We start from the raw sequence: 25,740 nt of genomic DNA, 5'->3' as shown, positions 1-25,740 counted from the left end.
AGCCTCCTCAAATTTAAAGGAATTCGAGGAGGCTTCTTATAATAGATTTTTCAAAAATCAACATGATCCGGATCTGGACCGACACGTTTATTCTTATTTAATGAATTGATTTTTCCAATCTCCTCTTCTGTCAGTTTAAAGTCGAATATATGGAGGTTCTGAGCCATTCTCTTTTCGTTGGCAGATTTTGGTATCGTTACCACCCCTCTTTGATAGTCCCAGCGAAGGATGATCTGGGCTGGAGATTTTGAATATTTTACAGCTAAATCCGTCAGTATTTTTTCTTCGAATAAACCTGTCTGATTTGCGGCAAACTGACTCCATGCCTCTGTCTGAATGCCTGCTTTTTTGCAGAAATCCAGATCGTTTTGCTGTGTCAGGTAGGGATGTAGTTCTATCTGATTTACTGCAGGTACTATTGTTGCCTCCTTTAGCAATGTTTCGAGATGATGTTGCTTGAAATTACTTACCCCGATAGCTTTTACTTTTCCGCTCTGGTAAATTTCTTCGAATTTCTTCCATGTTTCAACAAATTTACCCTCTACCGGCCAGTGTATCAGGTACAAATCCAGATAGTCCAGATTGAGCCTTTTCAGGCTGGCTTCGAATGCTTCCTTTACTTTTCCATTCCGTTGGTCGGCATTCCACATTTTGGTGGTGACGAAAATTTCTTCTCGTGGAATACCTGAATTTTTGATTGCTTTGCCTACTGCTTCTTCGTTGTGATAATACATAGCCGTGTCAATATGCCTGTATCCGACCTTTAGCGCGGTTTCTACTACTCTTTGTGCCTCGGTGTTATCCTCGATACGAAAAACACCTAAACCAATACATGGCATTTCCACTCCATTATTCAGTTTTACTTTTTCCATTGTTTATATATTTTGAGATTATTGATTATGCTGCTAATTTAACAATTAAAGCTGTTATTAAGTTTAGATAATTTTTATATATGCAGATTGATCTTTAGTCCTTTGATGTCTTGGAATAAACAATAAGCACACAGGTAGGCATGCTGCCGGTTTTTAACAGTAGAGGTACTATCTTTCTGATTCTATAGCCTTCACAAGATGATTTATTATGAGTTAAATATTAACAAAAGGACAGCTAAAGTTTCTTGTTTTGTGAATTTTCATTATCTAATGTGCAATTCTGTTGCTTATTGAATAATTATTTATATCTTGCGTTATCTATTTTAACATACTATATAAACTAATATCATGTCAGACAATTCAACTAAAATTAAATTCTATGGTGGAGAAGATATTCCACTGGAGCTGCACAAGGTACGTGTAGTGCAAAAATTACATTTAGTTCCCATCGAACGCCGCTTGGAAGCGTTATGCGAAGCCGGGTTCAATACATTCAGACTCGATACGAAGGATGTATTCCTTGATATGCTTACCGATAGCGGAACAAACGCTATGAGCGACCGCCAAATGGGGGCCATGATGATTGCCGACGATGCCTATGCGGGTTCGCAGAGTTTTGTACGTTATCAAAAAGCCGTTGAAGATGTTCTCGGCAAGAAGTACCTTTTACCGGTACATCAGGGACGTGCTGCCGAAAATATTATCTCCAATGCTTTTATCCGTAAGGGCAGTATTGTGCCTATGAATTACCACTTCACAACGGCGATGGCGCACATAACCCAATATGGCGGTAAGATAGAAGAGCTGTTGTATGACGAAGCCTATGTGATAAACAGTAAACACCCTTTCAAAGGGAATATGAATCTGGAAAAGCTGGAGAAATGCATTACAAAGCATGGGGCGGCAAATATACCGTACATCCGTATGGAGGCCTCCACAAACCTGATTGGTGGTCAACCTTTTTCTATAGAGAATCTGCGGGGAGTTCGCGCTATCGCCGATAAATACGGAATCAAACTTGTATTGGATGCCAGCTTACTTGGCGAAAACGCCTGGTTGGTAAAACAGCGGGAGGAAGAATTTAAGAATAGTTCGATGGCTGAAATTATACTTTGTATGACAGGCCTTGCTGATCTTGTTTACTTCTCGGCCCGTAAATTAAGCTCATCCCGTGGAGGTGGTATCTGTACCAACAATCATGCGATATTCAAAGAACTGGAGCCTCTGGTCCCTCTGTTCGAAGGATTCCTTACCTATGGAGGTATGTCGGTCCGGGAAATAGAAGCGATAGCGGTGGGTTTGTACGAGACACTGGATGAAAGTATGATTTGCCAAAGCCCTCAATTTATCGCCTATTTAGTGAATGCGCTCGATGCCAAGGGTATCCCTGTGGTGACTCCTGCGGGAGTACTGGGCTGCCACGTGAACGCGATGGAAATCTGCTCTCACATTCCTCAGACGGAGTATCCGGCAGGATCGCTTGCCGCCGCATTCTTCCTTATTTCGGGAATTCGTGGTATGGAACGGGGTTCAGTTTCTAATCAGCGCGATGAATATGGCAATGAGACATATGCCGATATGGAGTTGCTGCGTCTGGCCGTTCCCCGCCGTGTATTCACCCTTTCTCAGATCAAATATGTGGAAGACCGTATGACCTGGCTCTATGAGAACCGCCATCTGATAGGAGGGCTTAGATTTGTGTATGAACCGCCTGTCCTCCGTTTCTTTATGGGCGGGCTTGAACCGGTGAGCGATTGGCCACAAAAACTATTGGAGAAATTTAAGGAGGATTTTGGAGATAGTTTATAGATATATATTAGGAAAGGATTCGATAATTTTCGGATCCTTTTTTTATTGCTGACAATTTGATGCTAATAAACCTTAAATTAGTGAAAGTGTAAATAAAAGTGTAAAATCCGGATATATTTTTTGTTCTAAAACAAGCGCTGAGACACTATTTAAACGAAGTAAATAATCCTTAATAATCCTTACACATAGAGCCATTTTTTTTAACGCGGATTAACAGCGGCTAATCTGAAATCAGATATACATTTGCTCCGTATTTAAACAACATGTTTAACTTTTTTAATTGACAAAAAATTATGAAAAAGATTATTCTTTCAAGTGTTATGGCAATTGCATTAATTGCGTCTACTAGTGTTATGGCTCAAAATGTTACTCCAAAATCAGAAGCATCTAAAGTGAAAAAAGAAGCTAAGGCTGATGTAAAGGCTGCAGAAAAAACTGCAAAGAAAGAAACTAAAGTTCTAAAAAGCGATGCAAAGGCTGCAAAAGCTGATGTGAAATCAGATGCAAAGACTGTTAAATCTGAAGTAAAATCTGAAGCAAAAAAAGTAAAAAGTGAAGTAAAAAAATAAACGAAAGAATACTTACATATTATAAAATACCTCACTAGTATACGTAAGGAAACGGCCTCGATTGATTGAGGCCGTTTTTATTTTTCGCTATTATTTAGCCTTATGTTTGCTGCGTCTGCGGTCGTCGTAAACCGAGATCATCCAAAACATGCTGCAAACAGAGGATATAAGTACTACCGGAACAAGGAAAGTAGCCGAGCTTAACCCGCTCTGTCCCGATGTCGAATACACAGCCATCCCTACAATGGCGATGAGTGCATACATAACACCGAAAGTGGTGAGCATGTTTTTTATAACGGGGCGTGTGTTCACTTTCTTTTTGGGAACCAGAGCCTTCTCCGTTTCTATCTGTTGCATGATTCTGTATTTCAGACTCTCTCCGGCTTTCATCTTAGTGCCCGACAGAAGTTCCTTTATCTTATCATCTTGCATATCGTTGTTTTTATTTATTCAAATATATAAAAAATTTTCTTAGGCACATTCATGCCTCATTAGTAGGTTTATGGTGTCGGCAAATCGTTTTCTTGCCCGGTGCAGCTTTACTTTAATATTTGCATCAGTCAGCCCCGTTATCTGTACAATGTCCTTTACCGAGTTGTCTTCAAGATAGTATAGGGTTAGTATCACAGCTTCATCTTTAGGTATGCGGTCCATCGCTTTATTGATAAGCTCTTTCCGCTCATTTTCTTCTACCTGAGCCATGGTGTCCATATCGGAATAAGAGTCGTTCATGTCGATTTGTTTATAATCCACAAATTCGGTGTTGTATATATTGCCTCTCGTCTCCGTGACGGCGGTGTTGTAAACAATACGGTAAAACCATGTAGAGAATTTACTGTCGGCCCTGAATGTATGCAAATTGTGAAAAGCTTTGACAAAGGCATTCTGCACTATATCTTCCGCGTCCTGCTTGTTTCCGCAGACACGGAAAGCTATGGTGATAGCCATGTCCTGATAGGTATCTACAAAGTAGCCGAAGGCGGCAGTATCCCCCTTCAGCACTTTGTGTATCTGTTGCTTTTCATTCATTTATTCAGCGTCGTCGTCAAATTCTTTTTTATCTTTCACCAGTATGTAAAATGTTACATAGGCTAATCCGAGGAACAATAGTATTCCGGAGGCAACTACCCAGAAAGCCTCGTCTTCTCCAAGTTCCATAACCCGCGATATGATAAGGGCTATAATAAGTCCCAGTGCAATGCCTACGCAAAGGATGCCGTTCCGTAATGATCTGTATTTGTTTGGAGTCGGCTTTGTCTGATCCGGTGGGATAATACCTTGTTTTATCAATTCCATGCGTTCTTTGTGTTTCGATGCAATTGATTTTAGTCCAAGGAACATACCGAAACCAATAGGGAGTGCTACTGAAGAAAGGATAGCTACAATTGGTATAATGTTGTGCATAAAGTCCATAATTTCTAATTTTTATATGGTTAATTAATCTGTTTCCGAATATATGACTACGTGCTGTTGCATTCGGTTACAAATTTTTGAAGATATTTTTCAGTAAAACTTATATTGTTTTGTAATCAATTGATTTGTAGTGTTTTATTTATTCTTATTTAAGGATAATATTTATTGCCGGTTAAAATCTAACAAGCCTAACCTTTTTTCGTTTTTACTTTTCCATAATATTGTGCCATTGTCAGTATAGAGTTCTACCTTCTTCCCATATTCAGTAAATCTAAGAATGCAGGCGCTGATAAACTGAGAAAATCAACCATGAAATGAGCAAAAATAGCCCATCTCAGGCTCCCTGTCTTTTTGTAAACTATTGCCCATATTATACCCATTATAAGTGTGGATGTAACGAGTTCCGGTCCTCTGAGCATGTTGGAGTTTAACCCGAATACAGCATGGTTAGCAGAGAAAACAACACTGGTATAGAATATAGATAGCCATTTATTCCAATTGTTTGTGTAATCTGACAAAAGGCCTCTCCAATAAAATTCTTCCAGCCATGGGTTTATTACTGCCAGTGCTATCCAGGGAAGCCATATTGTCCATACTGTCAGTAAATGTTTATTGAATATAAATATAGGCAGGCATATAAGTCCTGTTGAAAGTGCAAGTATAGTCCAGCCAATACCTCCCTGTGGTTTTTTTAGCCAGTTTTTCACCGAATTTATTCCTCCATATCTGAATATAAGGAAAGAAAATATACACCATTCTATAAGGATAACAGGAATAAAAGCCCATTTTCCGATCAGTTTTCCGAAAGAAAGAGCAACGATTATATTTATAAGAATAATAATGAAAGGGGATAAGATGATAATATTCCTGTCTTTCTTATAAAGGCTTATATTGCTGTTTTCCATATCGTATCACAATTGTATCGCACGAAGTTATGAAAATTCGATTTATATTTAGAACCTGTTTAAATTATTTTTTTTCTACCTCTCTCAGCCGTGTGAATCTTTTGATTTGTTCTTCTTCCAGTTCCTTATCCGCCGCCACTATTTCAGTATTATGTGTTCCGTCTGTTTTTGTTAAAAGCTAGTCATCCTCGCGTCTTCTCTATAGGGGCGGTGGCAAAGGGGGTATTATTTGTTTATATACAGTTTATAAAAACTGAAGGCTAATCACTAATAGCTTTTTAGCATAGATAAATTGGTTTCAAAATCATAAATCAGATACAGCTAATTCGTTTTTCACTTATTTTATATACTTTTGTAGCCTTGATTTAAACTATAAGATATGTCTCAGAAAGTACGGGTACGCTTTGCACCCAGCCCTACAGGCCCATTGCATATTGGAGGTGTACGCACGGCATTATACAATTACCTGTTTGCTAAAAAGCACGGTGGAGACTTTGTTCTCCGTATCGAAGATACCGATTCGCAACGTTTTGTTCCCGGAGCCGAAGAGTATATAATAGAGGCTCTTACATGGCTCGGGCTAAAGTTTGATGAAGGGACGCATGTTGGCGGGGCTTATGCTCCATACCGCCAGTCGGACAGGAAAGAGGTATACCGTAAATATGTCGATGTATTATTGGACAAAGGTGCAGCGTATATTGCTTTCGATACACCGGAAGAACTTGAGTTAAAGCGCGCTGCCGTAGCCAATTTTCAGTACGATGCATCTACACGTGGCGAAATGCGGAATTCCTTGACACTAAGCAGCGAAGAAGTACAGGCTCTGATCGATGGAGGTAATCAGTATGTTGTTCGCTTCAAAATAGAAGCTAATCAGGAAGTGCTTGTAAATGACATTATCCGTGGCGAAGTAAAATACAATTCTTCGGTGCTCGACGACAAAGTATTATTTAAGTCGGCCGATAACCTGCCTACATATCATCTGGCAAATATTGTCGATGACCATCTGATGGAAATCACCCACGTTATCCGTGGTGAAGAATGGTTGCCGTCGGCCCCTTTGCATGTGCTTTTATATAAAGCTTTCGGATGGGAGGCTACTATGCCGCAATTTGCCCATCTGCCATTATTGCTTAAACCCGAAGGAAACGGTAAATTGAGCAAGCGTGACGGAGACCGTCTGGGATTCCCCGTATTCCCGTTGGAGTGGAAAGACCCGAAAACAGGAGAGATTTCATCCGGCTACCGCGAAAGCGGTTATTTGCCCGAAGCCGTTATCAACTTTCTTGCACTCTTAGGCTGGAATCCGGGCAACGATCAGGAGATTATGTCTATGGATGAACTTGTACAGCTTTTCTCTCTTGAAAAATGTAGCAAGAGCGGAGCTAAATTCGATTATGAAAAAGGCAAGTGGTTCAACCATCAGTATATACAATTGCGCCCGAATGCCGAAATAGCTAATATATATTATCCCATTCTGGAGGAAAAAGGAGTTGATGTTACTCTCGGCTATGTAGAAACAGTCGTGGGACTGGTTAAAGAGCGGGTGAGCTTTGTGAAAGAATTATGGGACCAATCCTTCTTCTTTTTCGTTGCACCTGTTTCATACGATGAAAAGGTGGTGAAAAAACGCTGGAAAGAAGACTCTCCTGCGCAAATGGCCGAATTGATCGATATATTGAAGGATATAGACGATTTCTCTGCGCACAGTCAGGAAGAAATTGTAAAAGCATGGATAGAATCGAAAGGTTACCATCTGGGGAATATTATGAATGCTTTCCGTCTGGCTGTTGTGGGCGAATCGAAAGGTCCGCATATGTTCGATATAACGGCTGCTATTGGTAAGGACGAGACTATCGTTCGTCTGCAAAAAGCGATTCAGGACCTTTAAAATTCGTAAACATGTTTTTTTATAATTTCGCCATATATCTGTATGCATTTATCGTTCGCATCATTTCCCCTTTCCACAAGAAGGCGAGAAAGATGATAGTAGGGCATAAGCAAACATATAAGGTACTCAAGGAAAAAGTTGACCCTAATGCAAAATATATATGGTTTCATGCTGCTTCGCTCGGTGAGTTTGAACAGGGTCGTCCGATAATAGAAGAAGTAAAACGTAAGAATCCTGAATATAAGATATTACTTACATTCTTTTCCCCGTCGGGATATGAAGTCCGTAAAGATTATCCACTGGCCGATATTGTTTGTTACCTGCCATTCGATAAGAGACGCAATGTAAAGAAGTTCTTGAAACTGGTAAAGCCCGAAATGGCAATATTTATCAAATACGAGTTCTGGTATAATTTTGTGAATACCCTTCACAAGCAGGGAATACCTATCTATATGGTTTCGGCTATCTTCCGTTCTTCACAGATCTTCTTCAAATGGTATGGAATGGATATGCGCAAATTGCTGAAAAAATATACATGCATCTGTGTGCAGGATACCAATTCGTCCGAATTGTTGCGGGATATAAAAGTGACAAATGTAGAAGTATGTGGCGATACCCGTTTCGACAGGGTACTCGATATAAAGCAACAGGCTAAACAGTTAAATATTGTCGAGGCATTTGCTAAGAAGGCCGCCGCCGAAAGTGAAAAAATATTGGTAGCAGGCAGTTCGTGGCCAAAAGATGAAGATGTGATTATGTCATACTTCAATATGACTACCGACCTGAAGATGATAATTGCGCCGCACGAAATAAATGAAGCTCACCTGAAATATATAGAGGGCAATCTTCAACGACCTTACATCCGTTATTCGAATGCCATACCTGAGATGATGGCCGATTATGATTGCCTTATCATCGACTGTATAGGCCTTTTGTCGTCCATTTACCGGTATGGGCAGGTCGCATATGTGGGAGGTGGCTTTGGTGTCGGCATACATAACGTACTTGAGGCTGCTGTATATGAAATTCCTGTGATATTTGGACCCAACTTCAAGAAATTCCGTGAAGCCCAGGGGCTTCGCGAACAGGGGGGAGGATATTCTATCGCTGATACCGAATCATTCAGAGGGTTGATGGACGAATTTCTCCAATATGACGAAACCCTCAGCGCTGCCGGAAAACATGCGGGAGATTATGTCCGTTCCAATAGTGGAGTCGTAGACAGGGTAATGAATGTACTGAAACTGTGAACTCTTCGTTTTCAGGTATATTTTTCTTCTAATAAAAAATATTCTTGTAGATTTGTATTCTAAACCATAGTGTTATGGCGCAAATTAATAAGATATTCAATTCCAAGATTAAGATACCTACCCCGGTTTTTTTTATAGTGACTATTCTGGTCATTTGGTATTTTTTGCCCCGTGAAGGCAAATATAAGTATTCATATACCGAGAACAGGCCCTGGCAATATGGTTTGCTGACTGCTCCGTTCAATTTTCATATCCATAAATCCGATAAGCAGGTACAAGCAGAAAAAGACAGCATAATGCGGTCTTATCAGCCATATTATTATACCGATCTTACCATATCAAAGAAGACAGTATCTCAGTTTTCGCAGGATGCTTTAGCGAAGAGTATCCCCTCAGAATATATAAGTTATGTGAACCGTAAACTCAACGAAGTATATAAGGCCGGTATAATATCCGCTGAGGATTATGATAAAGTTCAGCAACTGAACAAAAAACAACTGCAACTGGTAAATGATAATAATGTTGCCAGTACCCGCCATCTGGCATCTTTCTATACCCCTAAGCAGGCTTATGAGAAAATAATAAGTGATGCGCCATCCAGTGTAGATATAAGTCATTTGCGAGCTATCAACTTGAATGACTACCTGAATGTAAACGTGCTGTATGACGAAAAGATGTCGTCTAACGAGAAGGAAGAACTGCTCAAGCAGGTAGCATTATACGAGGGAGAAGTCCAATCGGGAGAAAAAATAATAGACCGGGGCGAGATCGTCGATGCCCGTACAAAGAATATACTTGATTCTTACAACCGTGAAGTAGAAAGCAAAGTAGGTACAAAGTCCAAGCCCGGCTGGCTGATGTTCGGAGAGCTTGTCATGCTCTCTTTGCTGTTGATGTCGCTGATGGTGTATCTTAAGTTTTACAGGTTGCATGAGTATAACAACCGGAAGAATATCATTTTCATACTTATAATGGTCGGGATATTTCCCATTATCACCGGGCTGATGGCCGACACCAAGATGTTCAGCCTGATGTATTTGGTTCCCTTTGCCATACCTACTATACTGATCCGTACATTTATCGATTCGCGGACAGCTATGACCACACATATGATTACCGTGCTCATTTGTGCCCTGATGCTTCCATTGGCTCAGATGGCACAATTTATAGTTATTCAGGTGATGATAGGATATATGTGTATATTCAGTCTGAGAAATCTTTCGGAGCGTTCTCAGCTCGTGTATTGCTCCATTCTCATTTTGCTGACGTATGTGATTACATACACGGCCTGGATTCTATGTACAGAAGGAGACCCCTCTCTCCTGATAGAGAACGGAAGAATGTATATTTATTTCTGCATCAACTTTGTATTTGTATCATTTGCTTATTTGCTGGTCTATATGTGCGAACGGGTTTTCGGTTTCATCTCCGAAGTGAGCATGATAGAATTATCGAATACCAACAGGCCATTGTTACAGGAGTTGTCCGAAGTCGCGCCCGGAACATTCCAGCACTCGATGCAGGTATCCACACTGGTGGTGTCGGCGGCACACCGTATAGGGGCGAATGCGACTCTTGTCCGTACAGGGGCTCTTTATCATGATATAGGTAAAATGGTAAACCCTATTTTCTTTACCGAAAATCAGGTTGAAGGTATCGATCCGCATGCCGGGCTTACAGAGAAGGAAAGTGCCCGCATTATTATCGGACATGTCGCAGAAGGGGTGAAGATTGCCAGAAAATATAATCTGCCGCAACAGATTATCGATTTTATACAGACACACCACGGAAAAGGGAAAGCAAAGTATTTCTATAATTCATATGTAAATAGTCATCCCGATGAAGTGGTGGATGAGGCCGATTTTACTTATCCGGGTCCTAATCCGTTTACCCGTGAAACCGCTTTGTTGATGATGGCAGATACTATAGAGGCCGCATCTCGTAGCCTGAAAGATAACAGTAAAGAAGCAATAAGTGAACTAGTCAACAGGCTTGTAGATTCGCAGGTGGCCGATGGGCTTTTCAAGAATGCGCCGATTACTTTTAAAGATATAGAATTAGCAAAAGAAGTGTTTTCCGAAAAACTGGTAAGTATGCGTCATATGCGTGTAGCCTATCCCGAATTGAAGAAGCAGAATGACGAGACATTGATAGAACAATAAGGATTTTAATACTGTAAAAACTAAAACATAGATGAAAAAATTAGTAGTGTTATCAGCATTTATTTTGCTGACATTGGGTATAAGTGCCCAGAGTGCCGGAAGCGGTTATCAGTTTTCGGTTGTGAAAGAAAATCCAATCACCTCTATCAAGAATCAGGGGAATAGTGGTACTTGCTGGAGTTTCTCAGGACTGGGCTTTCTCGAATCGGAAATTATCCGTATGGGTAAAGGTGAGCACGACCTGTCGGAAATGTACATTGTGCGCCGCAATTATGCAGATAAGGCGGATAAGTTTGTAAGGGTGGGAGGTAACCTGAATTTTGCTCAGGGAGGCTCTTTTGCCGATGTGGTAGAAACATTAAATGAGTATGGTGTACTTCCGAATGAGGCTTATACCGGTCTTAACTATGGTGAAACTATGCACAAACACGGAGAAGTTGAAGCCGGCCTTTCCGGATATGTAAAAGGTGTTAACGAAAATAAGAATAAGCGTATCTCCCCGGTATGGAAACAAGGTTTGAATGGTATTCTTGATGCTTACTTCGGATCTGTTCCTCAAAATTTCCAATATCAGGGAAAATCATATACTGCGGGGTCGCTGCGTCAATCTTTAGGATTGGAGGCAAGTAATTATATATCTCTTACCTCGTTTACTCATCATCCGTTCTATGCTCCGTTTGCCCTTGAGATACCGGACAACTGGCGTTGGTCGCTTTCATATAACCTGCCAATAGATGAATTGATGCAAACTATCGATGATGCCTTGAATAACGGCTATACAGTAGCATGGGCTACCGATGTGAGCGAGATCGGTTTTACCCGTAACGGCTTAGCTGTTATTCCTGACGACGAGGCTCCTGAAAATGTAGGTTCGGACCAGGCACATTGGCTAGGTCTTTCTCAAACAGAGAAAAACAATCGTATAAAAGCTAAGATAGAAGAGGGACCTGTGAAAGAAAAAACAATTACACAGGAGATGCGTCAGATAGCATACGATAATCAGGAAACTACCGACGATCATGGTATGCAGATATATGGCATCGCTAAAGACCAGAATGGAAATAAGTATTATCTGGTGAAAAACTCCTGGGGTGAGGCTGGCGCATATAAAGGTATCTGGTATGCTTCGGAAGCGTTTGTAAAGTATAAGACAATGAGTGTAATGATACACAAAGATGCTTTACCAAAAGGAATAGCCAAGAAACTTACTCTCAAATAATATGATAATAAGAATAGTAGGACTTCTGTTTATATCTTCTTTGTTTAGCGCATGTAACGGGTCTAAGCAGGAGAAAGAGGTAAGTGAAAACGTTGTCGTTGAACAATCCGGTACTTCGGCAAAACTTGAAAAAGGGAATATACGGCATACAGTCATGTTCAATCTGAAATACGATGTGAATGCCCCCGAAACCGATAAGTTCTTACAAGACGGACAACGTATTTTAAGTGCTCTTCCTATGGTGAAAAACTTCGAAGTTTCGCGTCAGGTAAGCAGTAAGAATGAATATAAGTTCTATTTTTCAATGGTTTTCGATAATCAGGAAGCCTATAAGGCCTATAATGATCATCCTGAGCATGTAAAATTTGTAAAAGAACGTTGGGATACCGAGGTCACAAATTTTCTTGAGGCGGATTTTGTAGCTGTCAAATAATCAGTTGTTATATATAATATAGTTTGAGGAGGATGGGTATATATTCATCCTCTTTTTTTATGAGAATCTTTTTAAACCTTTTTAAACCTTTTTGTTCTATATAAAAAGCACTAAAATATTTTGTATATTCAAATAAAAATATTTCCTTTGTAAATATTTCGTACTAGCAAATAAATAAAATGGAACCAATTTGTAAATTAAAAGATATATATAAAGCCCTTTACAACTTCGAAAAGCGTTTTTCTGAAGCTAATGGTATCACTATCAACGAAGGGATGTTGCTTTGCTGTCTGAAAGACGGTAAGCCGAGGTCGGCTAATGAGTTGTGTGACTTTGTAGGCTTATCTAATTCGCGTGTCTCTCGTGTCATTACCACCGTGGAGGACAAGGGGTATATAGTCCGTGAAATGGGAACTACCGATAAACGTCAGATGATTTTTACATTGACGGACTCGGGGAAACAGAAAACAAAAGAAATGCAGGCGCAGGGAATGGATTTTTCCGAACTGACTTCTTTAATTTCAAAGTTGCAGGAATAAAAAATTTAATCAATTGATTGCTAATAGCAAATATTTATATTATAAATTATGAAAGTACTAATAATCGGAGGAGTTGCCGGAGGGGCAACAGCAGCAGCAAGGCTCAGACGTGTAGATGAAAACGCTGAAATTATATTATTCGAACGGGGAGAGTATGTATCCTATGCCAATTGCGGTCTGCCATATCATATCGGCGGGACGATAAGCGAGCGCGACAGGTTGTTTGTGCAAACTGTAGATGGCTTTACCAGCCGGTTCAACATAGATATACGGGTAAAGTCGGAAGTTACAGGTATCGATATTAAAAGCAAAACTGTGTTGGTACATAATCTGGCTACCGGAGACAGTTATATCGAAAGTTACGATAAGCTGATTGTATCCACCGGGGCAGAACCGATAAAACCGCCTCTGACAGGTTTGCATGACAGCCGTATATTCTCTTTGCGTAATGTGCCCGATATGGATAAGATAAAGGGTTATATAGATCGGCATAAACCTAAAACAGCTGTTGTTATCGGTGGCGGTTTTATCGGCCTGGAGATGGTGGAAAACCTGCATGATGCAGGGATAAAGGTGTCTGTGGTCGAAAAAGGCAATCAGGTGATGGCACCTCTCGACTATGCAATGGCTGCTATCGTGCATCAGCACCTGAAGCAAAAAGGCGTATCGCTCTATCTCGAAGAAGGGGTGACAGGTTTTGAACCGGAAGGAGATAACCTGAAAGTCTTATTGGAAAAGGGAGTTGCGTTGGATGCCGGTATGGCTATCCTTAGTATTGGTGTCCGTCCTGAAACGAAGCTAGCAAGGGAAGCCGGACTCGAACTCGGTTCGCTCGGCGGGATTAAGGTAAACGACTATATGCAGACGTCGGAAGAGGATGTGTATGCCTTAGGGGATGCAGTAGAAGTATTCAATCCCGTGATCGGCAAGCATGCTCTTATTCCCCTTGCAGGCCCAGCCAATAAGCAAGCACGTATAGTAGCAGACAATATTCTCGAAAATAATAAATATAAGTATGCGGGCACAATAGGTACATCTATAGCCAAGGTATTTGACCTTACGGTTGCCGCCACAGGGGCTTCGTCCAAATTGCTGGACAGGGAAAATATCCCTCATATTACTTCCTATACACATGGCAGCTCCCATGCAGGCTATTATCCCGATGCATTGCCTCTGTCCGTGAAAATCAATTTTTCACCTGCCGATGGTAAGTTGTTAGGCGCTCAGGTCGTAGGCTTCGACGGTGTGGATAAGCGCATCGACCTGTTTGCGCAAGTAATAAAAAAGGAAGGTACTATTTACGATCTGCAGGAAGTGGAACATGCTTATGCTCCACCTTATTCATCGGCAAAAGATCCTGTTAATATGGCAGGCTTTGTAGCGGATAATATTCTGAAGAAGAAAGTAAATATCATTCAGTGGGATGAACTGAAAAAGCAGGATAAACGGGATGTATTTATTATCGATACCCGTACTGCGGAAGAACATCAGTTCGGACACATCGCCGGCTCGGTAAATATCCCTGTGGACGAAATACGCAGCCGCCTGCAGGAAATACCGGAAGATAAGAAGATAATATTATACTGCGCTGTCGGATTGCGTGGATATATTGCTTATCGCATTTTGGCGCAACATGGATATAAAGACATTTTCAACCTGTCGGGAGGGTATAAGACCTATTCCTGCGCCACAGAAGATTATTCAGCTTTAGACACAGCTAATGTATCCGGTAAAGAAGAAAATAAACCAGCAATACAACAGTTCACCAATATGAAAACGATCGCGATAGATGCCTGTGGGCTGCAATGCCCCGGCCCGATAATGCAACTGAAAAAAAACTATGACCAGATAGAAGCGGGCGACCGCCTCGAAATAAAAGTGACCGACCAGGCTTTCGGTGAAGACCTTAATGGATGGAGCCGTATGGTGGGCGCTAAAGTTCTCGGCATGGAGAATTCAGGAGGAGTGATTACTGCTGTTGTGGAGAAACAGTCTGTAGGCGAAAAGTCTGTTGTCCGTGGAGACAATAAAACGCTCATTGTTTTCAGTGATGATCTTGACCGTGCGCTAGCATCTTTTGTTATAGCTAACGGAGCGGCGGCTTCGGGTAAGAAGGTAAGTATATTCTTTACATTCTGGGGGCTGAATGTGATAAAGAAGCAGGAAAAACCAACTGTAAAGAAAGACTTTATGGGTAAGATGTTCGGTTTAATGTTGCCGTCGAGCAGTAAAAAATTAAGCCTTTCAAAAATGAATATGGGCGGAATGGGCAGTAAAATGATGCGTATGATAATGAAAGATAAGCGTATCGACAGCCTCGAAAGCCTTATTCAGCAAGCCAAAGATAATGGAGTGGAGTTTATTGCTTGTTCCATGTCGATGGATGTAATGGGAATAAAGAAAGAGGAACTGATGGACGATATTACCATCGGTGGTGTGGCTGCCTATCTCGACAGGGCTGAGAATGCTAATGTGAATCTGTTTATTTGAAAAATATTAAATTATCTTTGACCAATGGACAAATTAATAACCATATTGAAACGAAACTGGACATATGTCGCTGGTGCAGCTTCCGGAGCCGTTACCGGTTATCTGTACTGGTACTTTATCGGATGCAGCAGCGGAACATGTCCTATTACGGCTTCGCCAGTAAACAGTATGATCTGGGGAGCAGTGATGGGGAGCTTATTGTTCAGCCTTTTCAAAAAAGAAACAAAGAATGAGCAAGATAGTGAATAAATGGAGCATGCTGCCTGTCTATATTAAGGGCATGGTATTTGCGGTGCTTATAATATATATATTATCATCGTGTTGTGTTACAGGATACTGCCAGACGGGTACTGCGGATTATGAACAGACAACAGAAGAAACAAACCCAAAATAACAGAGGAAGTTATGAAACATATTTTATTGATGCTGTTTATAGCCGGACTGACATTCAGTTCCTGCAACGGACAAACAAAAAACAATCAAACAAAAGAATCAACAAAAAAGGAGACTAAGATGAAAACGATACATTTAAATAAAATAGACTTTTTGAAAAAAGTAGCTAACTATGAGGCTAATCCGGGTGAATTCAAATATCTGGGCGACAAACCCGCACTGATAGATTTTTATGCCGACTGGTGTGGCCCATGTAAAGCCATTGCTCCCGTACTGGAAGAACTGGCTGCTGAATATGACGGCGAAATTTATATCTATAAGATAAATACGGAGGAAGAACAGGAGCTTGCCGCTTTGTTCGGAATCAGAAGTATCCCGAGCCTGCTGTTTGTGCCTATGGGTGAGGAACAACCTCAGATGGCACAGGGCGCATTGCCTAAGCCTGCATTGAAAGAGGCGATTGATAAGGTGTTGTTGAAGAAATGATGTATTTGGGAAATTAGTAATTGAATAATTTAATTCAACAACTTATTCGAATTAATAAAGAGAAGATCCCGTATTTCGAATGAAGTACTGGATCTTTTATTTTATTGCTGCAAGCTGTCCAGCAGCGCATTGATATTTGCAGTAAATAATCTTACGGCGATTGCCATAACTATGACCCCGAAAAATTTGCGCAAGACGTATACTCCGCCTATACCCAGTATCTTTTCCACTACATTGAGGTATCTAAGTACAAGGAATACGATTATCATATTCAGGAACAATGCAATAATAATATTCGAGACATCATATTCTGCGCGCATAGACAACAATACGGTAAATGTACCGGGTCCGGCTATCAAGGGGAAAACAATAGGAACAAGTGTTTTTGAGCCGCCGGGAGCATCATTTTTGAAGACTTCCACGCCGAATATCATCTCTATAGATATGATGAAGATGACCAGCGCTCCGGCAACGGCAAAGGATGAAACATCGACATTGAATAATTTCAGTACCCAGTTTCCGATAAACAGAAAAGCTGTCATTATGATAAATGAATAGATAGCTGCCTGTAATGGATTAACGTCCCGACCTTCCCCTTTGAAACTTAGAAATATAGGGATGGAGCCTGATACGTCGATTAAAACGAACAAGACTACAAATGCGCTTAAGATTTGCGTTAAACTGATATCGAATCCCATAATATTTACTTTTTTTAAGATATAACAAAGGTATATATTTTTGGTTCAAATGCATGAAATTTTATTCTTTTTGTAGAAGTTTATCTATGTATATAGCCGATAGTGTTTAGCTGTTAGCCGATAGCTCTTTGAAATATAAACAAGAACCCCCTCAATCCCCCTTGGGCAGGGCTGTTAAGTTCTGAATTCTTATATCCTCTTTGTCATGTTGAACGAAGTGAAACATCTCGTTTCTCAGTGTCGGGATTCTTCACTTCGTTCAGAATGACAGCAGAAAATAACAGAATAAAGTGGAGAACTTAACAGCCCTGGCCCTTGGGGGACTTACAATGAGGATAAAAGGAGTTCTATTGTTGACTGCTAACTGTTGACTGTTTACTGATATATGTGTTACCTTTGTTACTTTTTGGAAAAAGTTACAAGTTTGCCTCGCCTTCGCTTCGGCGAATGTTATTTCTTCGCCCTGCGGGCAGTTACGAGTTACAAGTTGGTTTACTGCTAACTGTTTACTGAAAAAAGTGTTCTTTACATACGCTACGCTCCTGTGACCGATGGTTGTGTAAATCTTTGTGACCCTTGAGGTAAAGAGATTTAACCATGAATGGTTAATGAATGCAAAAATGACAGAATAAAAAATAATGAAAAATATGTCAGAAGTGTCAGGTTTTAACATTTTATGGTTAATTAATGTAAAAAATAACTGATAATTATAGAAGTTTCAAATTTTCATGGGTTTGTCCAAAAGAAACAGATAAACAACATAAAAAACTTTTGTAAGTTTGTCATTGTAAAAATATATTGCTCATATGAATAACTACGGATTTGTCCGCGTTGCGGCAGCCAGTCCTTCGCTAAAGGTGGCTGATTGTGATTATAATACAGATGAGATACTTAAGCAAATACACGAAGCGCAGAGCAAGGGCGTTTCAGTCATTGTATTTCCCGAACTGGGTATTACGGCGTACACTTGCGGCGACCTGTTCCTGCAACGGCTGCTCCTCGAGGAAGCGGAGAAATCGCTGCAACGAATATGTGATGCTACACGCGACTTGTCGGTGACAGTCATTGTCGGTGTGCCGGTCGAAATATCAGGCAGGCTTTATAATATGGCGGTAGTTGTTGCCGCCGGGTATATTCATGGAGCAGTACCGAAAACTTTCCTTCCCAATTATAATGAGTTTTACGAAAAACGTTGGTTCTCGTCCTCGGAGGAATTGAAAGCGCAGTCGGCATCCCTCTGCGGACAGTGTGTACCTGTAGGAATTAATCTGATATTCAGAACGCCCGGATTCAGCTTTGCAATAGAAATATGTGAAGACTTGTGGACACCGATTCCTCCATCATGCGCGGCAGCGTTGAGCGGGGCTGAAGTTATATTCAACCTGTCGGCAAGTAATGAGACCACAGGAAAGCATGCCTATCGCAAAGCATTGGTAAGCCAGCAATCGGCCCGTTGTATCGCCGGGTATGTCTATGCGGCCGCCGGAGCTGGAGAATCTACTACCGATATTATTTTTGCAGGCAGCAGTCTGATAGCCGAAAACGGGTCTGTACTGGCCGAAGCGGAACGTTTCTCATTCGACAGTCAGCTGATAGCGGCAGATATAGATATAGAACGGTTGAGGAATGACAGGCTGAGAAATAAATCGTTCTCATTATCAGAGTACAGGGTATTGGATAATATACAATTCGAAGAGATAGACATAGATATAAATAAGGAGGAAAAAGAATTTGCACTCAATCGCTATGTTTCGTCCACCCCCTTTGTTCCGGCACAAGATGCTACACTGGATGAACGCTGCGATGAGATCTTTTCCATGCAGGTGGGCGGTTTGGCAAAGAGGATGCTGCATGTGAATGGCAAGACTGCTGTGATAGGTGTGTCGGGCGGACTCGATTCAACCCTTGCATTACTGGTATTGGTGAAGACATTTGATAAACTGAACTTGTCTCGCGAAGGCATCTATGGTATTACAATGCCGGGATTCGGAACTACCGACCGTACCTATACCAATGCCATAAAGCTGATGCGGTCATTGGGCGTTACTATTAAGGAGATATCGATAAAAGATGCGGTTGTTCAGCATTTCAAAGATATAGAGCATGATGCAGGTACACATGATATAACATACGAAAATTCACAGGCGCGCGAACGTACACAGATACTGATGGATTATGCCAATAAGGTGAATGGTTTGGTTATCGGTACAGGAGACCTTTCAGAGTTGGCTTTGGGCTGGTGTACTTACAATGGTGACCATATGTCTATGTATGCTGTGAATACAGGTGTTCCGAAAACACTGGTGCGTACCCTGGTGTCGTGGGTTGCTGAAACACAGATGGATCAGGAGTCAAAAATAATTCTGGAAGATGTGGTGGATACACCTGTCAGCCCCGAATTGCTCCCTGCGGCAGAGGACGGGACAATAGCACAGAGAACTGAGGATGTGGTGGGACCTTATATTCTACACGATTTCTTTTTATATTATGTACTTCGTTTCGGTTTCTCTCCTGCTAAGATCTATTATCTGGCAAAACATGCTTTTAGTGGGCAGTATGAGAATGAAATGATACTGAAATGGCTGCGGACATTTTTCTGGCGGTTCTTTTCCCAACAATTCAAACGCTCGTGTCTGCCGGATGGTCCGAAGGTGGGTTCAGTGAACCTGTCGCCACGGGGTGACTGGCGTATGCCGAGCGATGCAGCGGTGGCTTTGTGGATGAAGCAGTTGGATACATTGCATTGATTTGCTTCTGTGTAATGTCTGTAATGGTTTGCCTGTGAGTAATATAGGTGACTTTACCAGATAAAGCAAAATTTTTAATCAAATATTACATTGAAGATAACACTATTGAAAAAAAATGTATATTTGTAGAAGGAGAACTTCGCATTCTAATTCTAAAAAAATCACACATGGAACTGGAAAACAGAAATGAAAAGAATAAGGTTGTCATTCTATTGGCACACCCTGACTGGAACGAATCGGAAGCTAATAAAGCCTTGCTGGATGCCGTATATAATCCTGTCGATGTAGATTTGTACAACTTATATGGCGATAAGGAATATACAGTTACGGATTGGGCGAATATTATGGCCAAAGCATCATTTGTCATTTTTCAATTCCCTTTCTACTGGATGTCTGCACCTGCAAAACTAAAAGAGTGGCAGGACGAGGTGATGAATTCTTTAGCAAAGACTCCTGCAATTGCGGGTAAACCGTTTATGGTAGTTACAACGACCGGATGGAATCAGGAGGCATACAGGAGCGGAGGCAAGATAGGTTTTTCCGTCGATGAATTACTACGTCCCTATCAAGCTGGAGCTACATATGCAGGCATGGTATGGAAGACGCCTCTGGTTGTATATGGAATAGGTACGCCTAACTCTGCTAAGAATATTTCGATTGGAGTAGAGCAATATAAGACTATCGTGAATCAATTTATACAGACCTCGCAGGAGATCTGGTGATCTGATAATATAAACGGCTATTCAATCTGAACAGCCGTTTATATATAATATACGAATCTTTATTTCAGATATTTTTTCAGTGTCGCGGCGGATAACAAGATCAGGGCTTTTGTTTCCGGTGTATCGGCTAGCCCGTTGAGCATACCCCAGTCATGGATCGCACTATTGAACCGTACTGTAGTTACGTCCACACCGGCTTCATCAAGTTTCCGTCCGTAGGCTTCACCTTCATCTCTTAATATGTCGTTTTCGGCTACTTCGATAAGAGTAGGTGGCAAGTCTTTGAGTTGTTCTATGGACGCTAATAACGGGGACATATAAATACTCTTGGTATCTTCAGGTTTTGAGATGTATTGTCCTGCCATCCAGTCGAGAAGAGATGTTGTGAGAAACCTCTCTTTACCATACAATTTGAATGATTCATAATCGGTGCTTGCATCGGTGACAGGCCATAGAAGTATTTGTACCTTGATGTGGGGCCCGTTATTTTCTTTAGCCTTGATGCTGGTAACAGTAGCCATGTTCCCTCCGGCGCTATTCCCTACCACGGCGAGCCGTTTACCGTCTACATTGATTTCATCTCCGTGGGTTGCAACCCACTTTGTTGCAGCATACACTTCGTTGACTGCCTGCGGAAATTTGGCTTCGGGTGATAATGAATAGTTTACAAAGACGGAAGCATATCCTGATTCTACCACCAAATCGCGTACCAGGCGCTGGTGTGTCGGATAATCGCCCAGTACCCATCCTCCGCCATGAATAAAGATGAACACGGGTAGTTTGTCCTTTACTCCTTTCGGACGTACGATGTTCAACTTGATTGTATATCCGTCCGCTGTGATTGTTTTTTCCGATTCGTCGATTCCCGACAAGTCTACCTTTACAGATGCTTGTGCTTCTACCAGTACATTGCGGGCATCGGGTACAGGCAGCGATTCTACCGGCTTGCCGGCGGCATTCAATACTTTAAGAAAAGCTTTGGTTTTCTTACTAAGATGCGGGTCCTCCAGGTAATTTAGAGGCTTTTTTATATCATTACTCATAGCCAATATAATTAAGGGGTTAATTATGTGAAGTAAACCTTTGTATTCAATTACAACATTTACTTTCGGCTATTAGTTTTATGATTCGGTTAAAGGGGCTATTTAATTACGTTAATTTAACGGATTCATTCTTTTACTCCCCTTGTGGTGTAGCCTAACCTTTTTATCGCCGGAACGAAGCTGGCAATTGCACCTATGGCAAGTGTTGCCACTCCTGCTATGATAAACGCATTGAGTAACCCTATTCTTTCAGCAATAAATCCGGTGGCAAGTAATCCCGGTATCGTTGGCAGCAGGCTTATGCTATCGTATATGGAAAATACACGACCCAGTGCGGCCGGATCTATTTTAGTTTGCAGGATTACCGTAAAGGAACTCCAGTATATGGAGCCTGCTATCCCGCTGAGGGCAGTTAGTACGACAAATAAGGCAAAGCCTGATGTAGGCAATATACCCATAGCCCAGTATGTTATACCCAGCCCCATAGCTACAATGTTCATACTTAAAACCTTATTTGCGGTCTTCATAAATTTGAGGCTGAGAACTGCTCCCCCTATCAGCATGCCGATACCCCATGCTGTTTCTACCAGTCCCATCTGGTAGGCATTTCCACCGAAGTAACTCGTTGTCATTAATGGATAAAGAGCGGCGATAGGTACTATAAAGAATGTAATTCCTATTACCGAAACCATAAGATAGGTGATTCCCCTGTTCATGAACAGGTGTCTGATTCCCTCTTTCACTTCCAGCCATACATTAGGATCGATGTCTTCTTTCTTTTCAGGATTCGGTATCTTTACGAATAGAAGCGATATACAGGCTATTGCTGCGCCCAAGACGTCGAACATCATTACATAAGTCATGCTAAGGAATGATATAAGTACAGCCCCCAGTGCCGGGCCTGCAATATTGCTGATAGACTGTATCATCTGATTTATCCCAGCAATGCGCATCAACTCGCTTTCGGGAGCCAACAACGGAACGGATGCCTGCATGGCAGGCATGTGGAATGCGCTTCCTGCCGAGCGTAATGCCAGCAGAAGATAGATGAGCCACAACGGGGTCATTTCCAAATAAAAAAGGAGACCTAATGCTGCCGAACAGAGAGCGACGAAGCTATCTGCTAGTATCATTGTGCGTTTTCTGTCCCAGCGGTCTACATATACCCCTGTGAACAAGCCGAGGATAATGAAAGGGAGCAGCACGGCAATCATGGCAGAGGCCAGGACTTCGGGCGAACCTGTTTTTATACTAAGCCAGAATACGACTGCGAAGCCTACTATAGAACTGGTCAGTGTAGAGAAAAATTGTCCCGACCATATGATAATGAATGTTCTTTTCCAATTATTCATAAATGTAATTTACTCTGATAGAAAGAGCTGTGTGTTAAACAAACCAGTGTGTGTCTGTGATTTGTTGTATATTAAACAAATGTATGTGAAAATGGATTTTGCCTTAATTAAAATTAAGGATTGCGAGGAATGAGGAGTCCCTCAGTGATAGAGAATGGTGAAAAGACGTATGAGTCTCATTGTAGTATTTTTTTAGTGTTGCAAAGGTACATTTTTTTCTTGAATGTAAATGTTATTGAGTCAAGATATTAGATATTCAATATAGTTGCATAGACAACAAATATTTGATTATCAGTAAGATAAAGTCGTATTTTTAACGTAGTTTCTTTTGAAACTAATATAATACTCATATCTTTGTCCCCTCATTTAACTAATTTTATTAATAATGAATAAGAAATCTCTACTGATAACCATTTTATCTCTATGTCAGGCCTCTTTTATTTTTGCAGGAGGTATATTGACTAATACCAATCAAAGTGCCCACTTTATCAGAATGGTTGCCCGTGATGCATCACTTCAGATTGATGCTGCATATACAAATCCTGCTGGTTTGGTGAAACTAAATGACGGATTCCATTTTTCATTTACTAATCAAAGTGCTTTTCAGACCAGAACTATCACTTCTACTTTTGCACCTTTCGCCGGTTTTGGCGGCAGCGCAACAAAAGAATTTGAAGGAACAGCATCAGCGCCTATCATTCCAAGTTTGCAGGCCGCCTATAAAACAGGTAAATGGGTGCTTTCCGGAAATATCGCGGTTACAGGAGGCGGTGGTAAGGCTACATTCGATAGAGGCCTTCCTTCTTTCGAAGCGCAGCTGGCCGTACTGCCCGGAACGGTTACTAAGTTAGGGGCATTGGTAGGACAGGCAATGCCAGGTGCTACATTGACAGCAAATCAGTATTCCGTGGATGCATATATGAGAGGTTCGTCATTTATATATGGCGCGCAAATCGGAGGCTCTTACGAAATAAACGATATGTTTTCTGCATATGCAGGTTTCCGCCTTAATATTGTGAATAATAAATATGAAGGACATTTGAGGAATATCATGATAAATCCTACGTCTAATGTTCCGGCTTTGGGTACAGGTACAATGGTTTCTGCTCCCGATTATTTTGAAGGACTGGCACAGAATCCTGCCCTTCCGGCGCAGTATAAACCAACGTTGGAAGGTCTTGCTACGAAGACTTCCGATATGTATCTTGAATCTTCTCAGTCGGGTTGGGGAATATCCCCGATATTAGGATTTAACTTCAACTATAAGAATCTGAATATTGGTATGAAGTATGAGTTCAAAACTGCGCTTAATGTAGAGAATAAAACAAAACGTGATGATACCGGACAGTTTAAGGATGGGGTAAATACAGCTCATGACATACCTGCGCTATATACAGTAGGGGTTTCGTATCAGATAACACCGAAGTTGTTGGCGAGTGTGGGTTATCACCATTTCTTCGATTCGGATGCAGGCATGGCAACAGTTACAAATCCTGCAAATACGTCGGAAAAAATTGAAAAGCAAAACTTTATTAATGGAGGGACAAATGAATATCTTGCTGGTATTGAGTATCAGATAGATCGCATGTTTCTTGTTAGTGCCGGAGGACAAATAACCCGTTATGGTGTAACTGACGGATACCAGACAGACCTGAGCTTTTCTTGTAACTCCTATTCTATTGGTTTAGGTGGTGCGGTAAATGTAGCTAAAAACGTAAAGATTAATGTCGGTTATTTCTGGACTACATACTCTGATTATGAGAAAAATTGGGATAATTATAACAATGTAATCCCTGCAGACCAGACTCCGGTTCCGGGTAAAGATATATTCTCTCGTACCAATAAGGTGTTTGCTGCGGGAGTGGATATTTCGTTTTAAGGTAGACCGTATACAAATTATATAATTAATAGTATAGGAGCAGGAAAGATCAAAATCTTTCCTGCTCTTTTTGATGAATGAATTTGATTAAATAATCGGAACGGAAATGAATTAAGCAGGTAATAACTAATCCGCTGAACCTAATAAGTTTATTCATTCGCTTTTTCTTATTTTTTTTTGTAATTATTTGTGTATCTTGCTGATTATGTCTACATTTGCAACCCGAATAAAGCATGAAAAGAGGCTTGTTTTGGTGGCAAATATTTGATTGTCATTGAAATAGCTTCTGTTTATTGTGTTGTTCGATAAAGTAAAATGTATAATAAAAATTGAATTTAAAGTTCTAAAGATTAAAACAAGATGCCTACGATTCAACAATTAGTAAGAAAAGGACGTACTGTTTTGGTTGAAAAGAGTAAATCCCGTGCATTGGATTCTTGCCCTCAACGCAGAGGTGTTTGTATTCGCGTGTACACAACTACTCCTAAGAAACCTAACTCAGCGATGCGTAAAGTGGCACGTGTGCGCTTAACAAACACAAAAGAGGTGAATGCTTATATTCCTGGAGAAGGACATAACTTGCAGGAGCACTCGATTGTACTTGTTAGAGGTGGCCGTGTGAAAGACCTTCCGGGTGTTCGTTATCACATTGTTCGCGGAACATTGGATACAGCCGGTGTTAACGGTCGTACACAACGTCGCTCTAAGTACGGAGCAAAACGTCCTAAACCGGGAGCAGCGCCAGCTAAAGGTGCACCAGCTAAAGGGGGTAAGAAAAAATAATCCCTTGAGGCAATCCCTTTAACCGAGATTTTTAATTAAGTATTAAAACGGTTTAAGTTTATTGGATAGGCTATACATGGGTTGA

24 protein-coding genes are annotated in these 25,740 nt (G+C 41.1%); 16 read left to right on the top strand and 8 right to left on the bottom strand.

The window, feature by feature from the left end; genetic code table 11:
* Positions 1–50 precede the first annotated feature (50 nt).
* Positions 51–872 (bottom strand): aldo/keto reductase, encoded by an 822-nt coding sequence (locus HMPREF9455_RS13605; protein ID WP_006800289.1) that lies wholly within the window; start codon positions 870–872, stop codon positions 51–53.
* Positions 873–1,220: 348 nt separating this feature from the next.
* Here HMPREF9455_RS13605 and HMPREF9455_RS13600 point away from each other — a divergent pair, with 348 nt between their 5' ends.
* Positions 1,221–2,681 (top strand): tryptophanase, encoded by a 1,461-nt coding sequence (locus HMPREF9455_RS13600; protein WP_006800288.1) that lies wholly within the window; start codon positions 1,221–1,223, stop codon positions 2,679–2,681.
* A gap of 293 nt (positions 2,682–2,974) precedes the next feature.
* Positions 2,975–3,250: a hypothetical protein gene (locus HMPREF9455_RS13595; protein ID WP_006800287.1), complete on the top strand. Its 276-nt coding sequence runs from the start codon at positions 2,975–2,977 to the stop codon at positions 3,248–3,250.
* Between the two features lie 90 nt (positions 3,251–3,340).
* On the opposite strand, the gene HMPREF9455_RS13590 is transcribed toward HMPREF9455_RS13595, so the two are convergent.
* The 4 genes from HMPREF9455_RS13590 to HMPREF9455_RS13575 form a co-directional block, all read right to left on the bottom strand.
* The gene (locus HMPREF9455_RS13590) at positions 3,341–3,682 is read right to left on the bottom strand and encodes a hypothetical protein (protein WP_006800286.1); all 342 of its coding nucleotides are present in this window, start codon (positions 3,680–3,682) and stop codon (positions 3,341–3,343) included.
* A gap of 39 nt (positions 3,683–3,721) precedes the next feature.
* Entirely contained in the window at positions 3,722–4,279 is a 558-nt protein-coding gene (locus HMPREF9455_RS13585; RefSeq protein ID WP_006800285.1) for an RNA polymerase sigma factor, read from the bottom strand.
* Complete coding sequence (locus HMPREF9455_RS13580) at positions 4,280–4,663, bottom strand: DUF6249 domain-containing protein (protein ID WP_006800284.1); 384 nt, start codon at positions 4,661–4,663, stop codon at positions 4,280–4,282.
* Positions 4,664–4,908: 245 nt separating this feature from the next.
* Entirely contained in the window at positions 4,909–5,568 is a 660-nt protein-coding gene (locus tag HMPREF9455_RS13575; RefSeq protein ID WP_006800283.1) for a CPBP family intramembrane glutamic endopeptidase, read from the bottom strand.
* A gap of 379 nt (positions 5,569–5,947) precedes the next feature.
* Between HMPREF9455_RS13575 and gltX the strand changes: the two genes are divergently transcribed.
* From gltX to trxA, 10 genes are all read left to right on the top strand, one after another.
* On the top strand, positions 5,948–7,459 hold the full coding sequence (gltX, locus tag HMPREF9455_RS13570; protein WP_006800282.1) for a glutamate--tRNA ligase: 1,512 nt from the start codon (positions 5,948–5,950) through the stop codon (positions 7,457–7,459).
* A gap of 11 nt (positions 7,460–7,470) precedes the next feature.
* Positions 7,471–8,709, top strand: coding sequence for a 3-deoxy-D-manno-octulosonic acid transferase (locus tag HMPREF9455_RS13565; protein WP_006800281.1), 1,239 nt, complete (start codon positions 7,471–7,473; stop codon positions 8,707–8,709).
* A gap of 74 nt (positions 8,710–8,783) precedes the next feature.
* Entirely contained in the window at positions 8,784–10,871 is a 2,088-nt protein-coding gene (locus HMPREF9455_RS13560) for an HD family phosphohydrolase (RefSeq protein WP_006800280.1), read from the top strand.
* A 31-nt stretch (positions 10,872–10,902) separates the two neighbouring features.
* Positions 10,903–12,090 (top strand): C1 family peptidase, encoded by a 1,188-nt coding sequence (locus tag HMPREF9455_RS13555; RefSeq protein WP_006800279.1) that lies wholly within the window; start codon positions 10,903–10,905, stop codon positions 12,088–12,090.
* A gap of 1 nt (position 12,091) precedes the next feature.
* A complete protein-coding gene (locus tag HMPREF9455_RS20755) occupies positions 12,092–12,523 on the top strand; it encodes a Dabb family protein (protein ID WP_006800278.1) in 432 nt (143 codons plus the stop codon).
* Between the two features lie 179 nt (positions 12,524–12,702).
* Positions 12,703–13,062, top strand: a complete 360-nt coding sequence (locus tag HMPREF9455_RS13545; protein WP_006800277.1) for a MarR family winged helix-turn-helix transcriptional regulator — start codon at positions 12,703–12,705, stop codon at positions 13,060–13,062.
* Positions 13,063–13,110: 48 nt separating this feature from the next.
* The gene (locus HMPREF9455_RS13540; RefSeq protein ID WP_006800276.1) at positions 13,111–15,552 is read left to right on the top strand and encodes a DsrE/DsrF/DrsH-like family protein; all 2,442 of its coding nucleotides are present in this window, start codon (positions 13,111–13,113) and stop codon (positions 15,550–15,552) included.
* A gap of 24 nt (positions 15,553–15,576) precedes the next feature.
* A complete protein-coding gene (locus HMPREF9455_RS13535) occupies positions 15,577–15,801 on the top strand; it encodes a DUF6132 family protein (RefSeq protein WP_006800275.1) in 225 nt (74 codons plus the stop codon).
* The gene (locus HMPREF9455_RS21655) at positions 15,782–15,946 is read left to right on the top strand and encodes a hypothetical protein (protein WP_006800274.1); all 165 of its coding nucleotides are present in this window, start codon (positions 15,782–15,784) and stop codon (positions 15,944–15,946) included. Before HMPREF9455_RS13535 ends, HMPREF9455_RS21655 begins: the two co-directional genes overlap by 20 nt.
* Before the next feature lie 11 nt (positions 15,947–15,957).
* Positions 15,958–16,431 carry a thioredoxin gene (gene trxA / locus HMPREF9455_RS13530; RefSeq protein ID WP_006800273.1) on the top strand — a complete coding sequence of 158 codons (474 nt, stop codon included), beginning with the start codon at positions 15,958–15,960 and terminating at the stop codon, positions 16,429–16,431.
* A gap of 101 nt (positions 16,432–16,532) precedes the next feature.
* On the opposite strand, the gene HMPREF9455_RS13525 is transcribed toward trxA, so the two are convergent.
* Positions 16,533–17,129, bottom strand: coding sequence for a MarC family protein (locus HMPREF9455_RS13525; protein ID WP_006800272.1), 597 nt, complete (start codon positions 17,127–17,129; stop codon positions 16,533–16,535).
* 806 nt (positions 17,130–17,935) lie between these two features.
* Here HMPREF9455_RS13525 and HMPREF9455_RS13515 point away from each other — a divergent pair.
* Together HMPREF9455_RS13515 and HMPREF9455_RS13510 are read left to right on the top strand one after the other, a co-directional pair.
* Positions 17,936–19,876 carry an NAD(+) synthase gene (locus HMPREF9455_RS13515; protein ID WP_006800270.1) on the top strand — a complete coding sequence of 647 codons (1,941 nt, stop codon included), beginning with the start codon at positions 17,936–17,938 and terminating at the stop codon, positions 19,874–19,876.
* Positions 19,877–20,043: 167 nt separating this feature from the next.
* Entirely contained in the window at positions 20,044–20,598 is a 555-nt protein-coding gene (locus HMPREF9455_RS13510) for an NAD(P)H-dependent oxidoreductase (RefSeq protein ID WP_006800269.1), read from the top strand.
* Positions 20,599–20,657: 59 nt separating this feature from the next.
* Here HMPREF9455_RS13510 and HMPREF9455_RS13505 read toward each other — a convergent pair whose 3' ends face one another.
* Together HMPREF9455_RS13505 and HMPREF9455_RS13500 are read right to left on the bottom strand one after the other, a co-directional pair.
* Positions 20,658–21,641, bottom strand: coding sequence for an alpha/beta hydrolase (locus HMPREF9455_RS13505; RefSeq protein WP_006800268.1), 984 nt, complete (start codon positions 21,639–21,641; stop codon positions 20,658–20,660).
* Between the two features lie 125 nt (positions 21,642–21,766).
* Entirely contained in the window at positions 21,767–22,993 is a 1,227-nt protein-coding gene (locus HMPREF9455_RS13500; protein WP_006800267.1) for an MFS transporter, read from the bottom strand.
* A gap of 385 nt (positions 22,994–23,378) precedes the next feature.
* Here HMPREF9455_RS13500 and HMPREF9455_RS13495 point away from each other — a divergent pair, with 385 nt between their 5' ends.
* Positions 23,379–24,872 (top strand): OmpP1/FadL family transporter, encoded by a 1,494-nt coding sequence (locus HMPREF9455_RS13495; protein ID WP_006800266.1) that lies wholly within the window; start codon positions 23,379–23,381, stop codon positions 24,870–24,872.
* Between the two features lie 360 nt (positions 24,873–25,232).
* Positions 25,233–25,655: a 30S ribosomal protein S12 gene (rpsL, locus tag HMPREF9455_RS13485; protein ID WP_006800265.1), complete on the top strand. Its 423-nt coding sequence runs from the start codon at positions 25,233–25,235 to the stop codon at positions 25,653–25,655.
* Positions 25,656–25,740: the final 85 nt, after the last annotated feature.

This window comes from Dysgonomonas gadei ATCC BAA-286, assembly GCF_000213555.1.
Lineage (GTDB): Bacteria > Bacteroidota > Bacteroidia > Bacteroidales > Dysgonomonadaceae > Dysgonomonas > Dysgonomonas gadei.
Note: the sequence above shows the minus strand (reverse complement) of the source record. Positions and strands in the feature narration are given on the sequence as shown.

Excerpts from the sequence above, each read along its gene's own strand:
- HMPREF9455_RS13605 (WP_006800289.1), bottom strand. The coding sequence starts at position 872 with ATGGAAAAAGTAAAACTGAATAATGGAGTGGAAATGCCATGTATTGGT.
- HMPREF9455_RS13600 (WP_006800288.1), top strand. The coding sequence starts at position 1,221 with ATGTCAGACAATTCAACTAAAATTAAATTCTATGGTGGAGAAGATATT.
- HMPREF9455_RS13595 (WP_006800287.1), top strand. The coding sequence starts at position 2,975 with ATGAAAAAGATTATTCTTTCAAGTGTTATGGCAATTGCATTAATTGCG.
- HMPREF9455_RS13590 (WP_006800286.1), bottom strand. The coding sequence starts at position 3,682 with ATGCAAGATGATAAGATAAAGGAACTTCTGTCGGGCACTAAGATGAAA.
- HMPREF9455_RS13585 (WP_006800285.1), bottom strand. The coding sequence starts at position 4,279 with ATGAATGAAAAGCAACAGATACACAAAGTGCTGAAGGGGGATACTGCC.
- HMPREF9455_RS13580 (WP_006800284.1), bottom strand. The coding sequence starts at position 4,663 with ATGGACTTTATGCACAACATTATACCAATTGTAGCTATCCTTTCTTCA.
- HMPREF9455_RS13575 (WP_006800283.1), bottom strand. The coding sequence starts at position 5,568 with ATGGAAAACAGCAATATAAGCCTTTATAAGAAAGACAGGAATATTATC.
- gltX (WP_006800282.1), top strand. The coding sequence starts at position 5,948 with ATGTCTCAGAAAGTACGGGTACGCTTTGCACCCAGCCCTACAGGCCCA.
- HMPREF9455_RS13565 (WP_006800281.1), top strand. The coding sequence starts at position 7,471 with ATGTTTTTTTATAATTTCGCCATATATCTGTATGCATTTATCGTTCGC.
- HMPREF9455_RS13560 (WP_006800280.1), top strand. The coding sequence starts at position 8,784 with ATGGCGCAAATTAATAAGATATTCAATTCCAAGATTAAGATACCTACC.
- HMPREF9455_RS13555 (WP_006800279.1), top strand. The coding sequence starts at position 10,903 with ATGAAAAAATTAGTAGTGTTATCAGCATTTATTTTGCTGACATTGGGT.
- HMPREF9455_RS20755 (WP_006800278.1), top strand. The coding sequence starts at position 12,092 with ATGATAATAAGAATAGTAGGACTTCTGTTTATATCTTCTTTGTTTAGC.
- HMPREF9455_RS13545 (WP_006800277.1), top strand. The coding sequence starts at position 12,703 with ATGGAACCAATTTGTAAATTAAAAGATATATATAAAGCCCTTTACAAC.
- HMPREF9455_RS13540 (WP_006800276.1), top strand. The coding sequence starts at position 13,111 with ATGAAAGTACTAATAATCGGAGGAGTTGCCGGAGGGGCAACAGCAGCA.
- HMPREF9455_RS13535 (WP_006800275.1), top strand. The coding sequence starts at position 15,577 with ATGGACAAATTAATAACCATATTGAAACGAAACTGGACATATGTCGCT.
- HMPREF9455_RS21655 (WP_006800274.1), top strand. The coding sequence starts at position 15,782 with ATGAGCAAGATAGTGAATAAATGGAGCATGCTGCCTGTCTATATTAAG.
- trxA (WP_006800273.1), top strand. The coding sequence starts at position 15,958 with ATGAAACATATTTTATTGATGCTGTTTATAGCCGGACTGACATTCAGT.
- HMPREF9455_RS13525 (WP_006800272.1), bottom strand. The coding sequence starts at position 17,129 with ATGGGATTCGATATCAGTTTAACGCAAATCTTAAGCGCATTTGTAGTC.
- HMPREF9455_RS13515 (WP_006800270.1), top strand. The coding sequence starts at position 17,936 with ATGAATAACTACGGATTTGTCCGCGTTGCGGCAGCCAGTCCTTCGCTA.
- HMPREF9455_RS13510 (WP_006800269.1), top strand. The coding sequence starts at position 20,044 with ATGGAACTGGAAAACAGAAATGAAAAGAATAAGGTTGTCATTCTATTG.
- HMPREF9455_RS13505 (WP_006800268.1), bottom strand. The coding sequence starts at position 21,641 with ATGAGTAATGATATAAAAAAGCCTCTAAATTACCTGGAGGACCCGCAT.
- HMPREF9455_RS13500 (WP_006800267.1), bottom strand. The coding sequence starts at position 22,993 with ATGAATAATTGGAAAAGAACATTCATTATCATATGGTCGGGACAATTT.
- HMPREF9455_RS13495 (WP_006800266.1), top strand. The coding sequence starts at position 23,379 with ATGAATAAGAAATCTCTACTGATAACCATTTTATCTCTATGTCAGGCC.
- rpsL (WP_006800265.1), top strand. The coding sequence starts at position 25,233 with ATGCCTACGATTCAACAATTAGTAAGAAAAGGACGTACTGTTTTGGTT.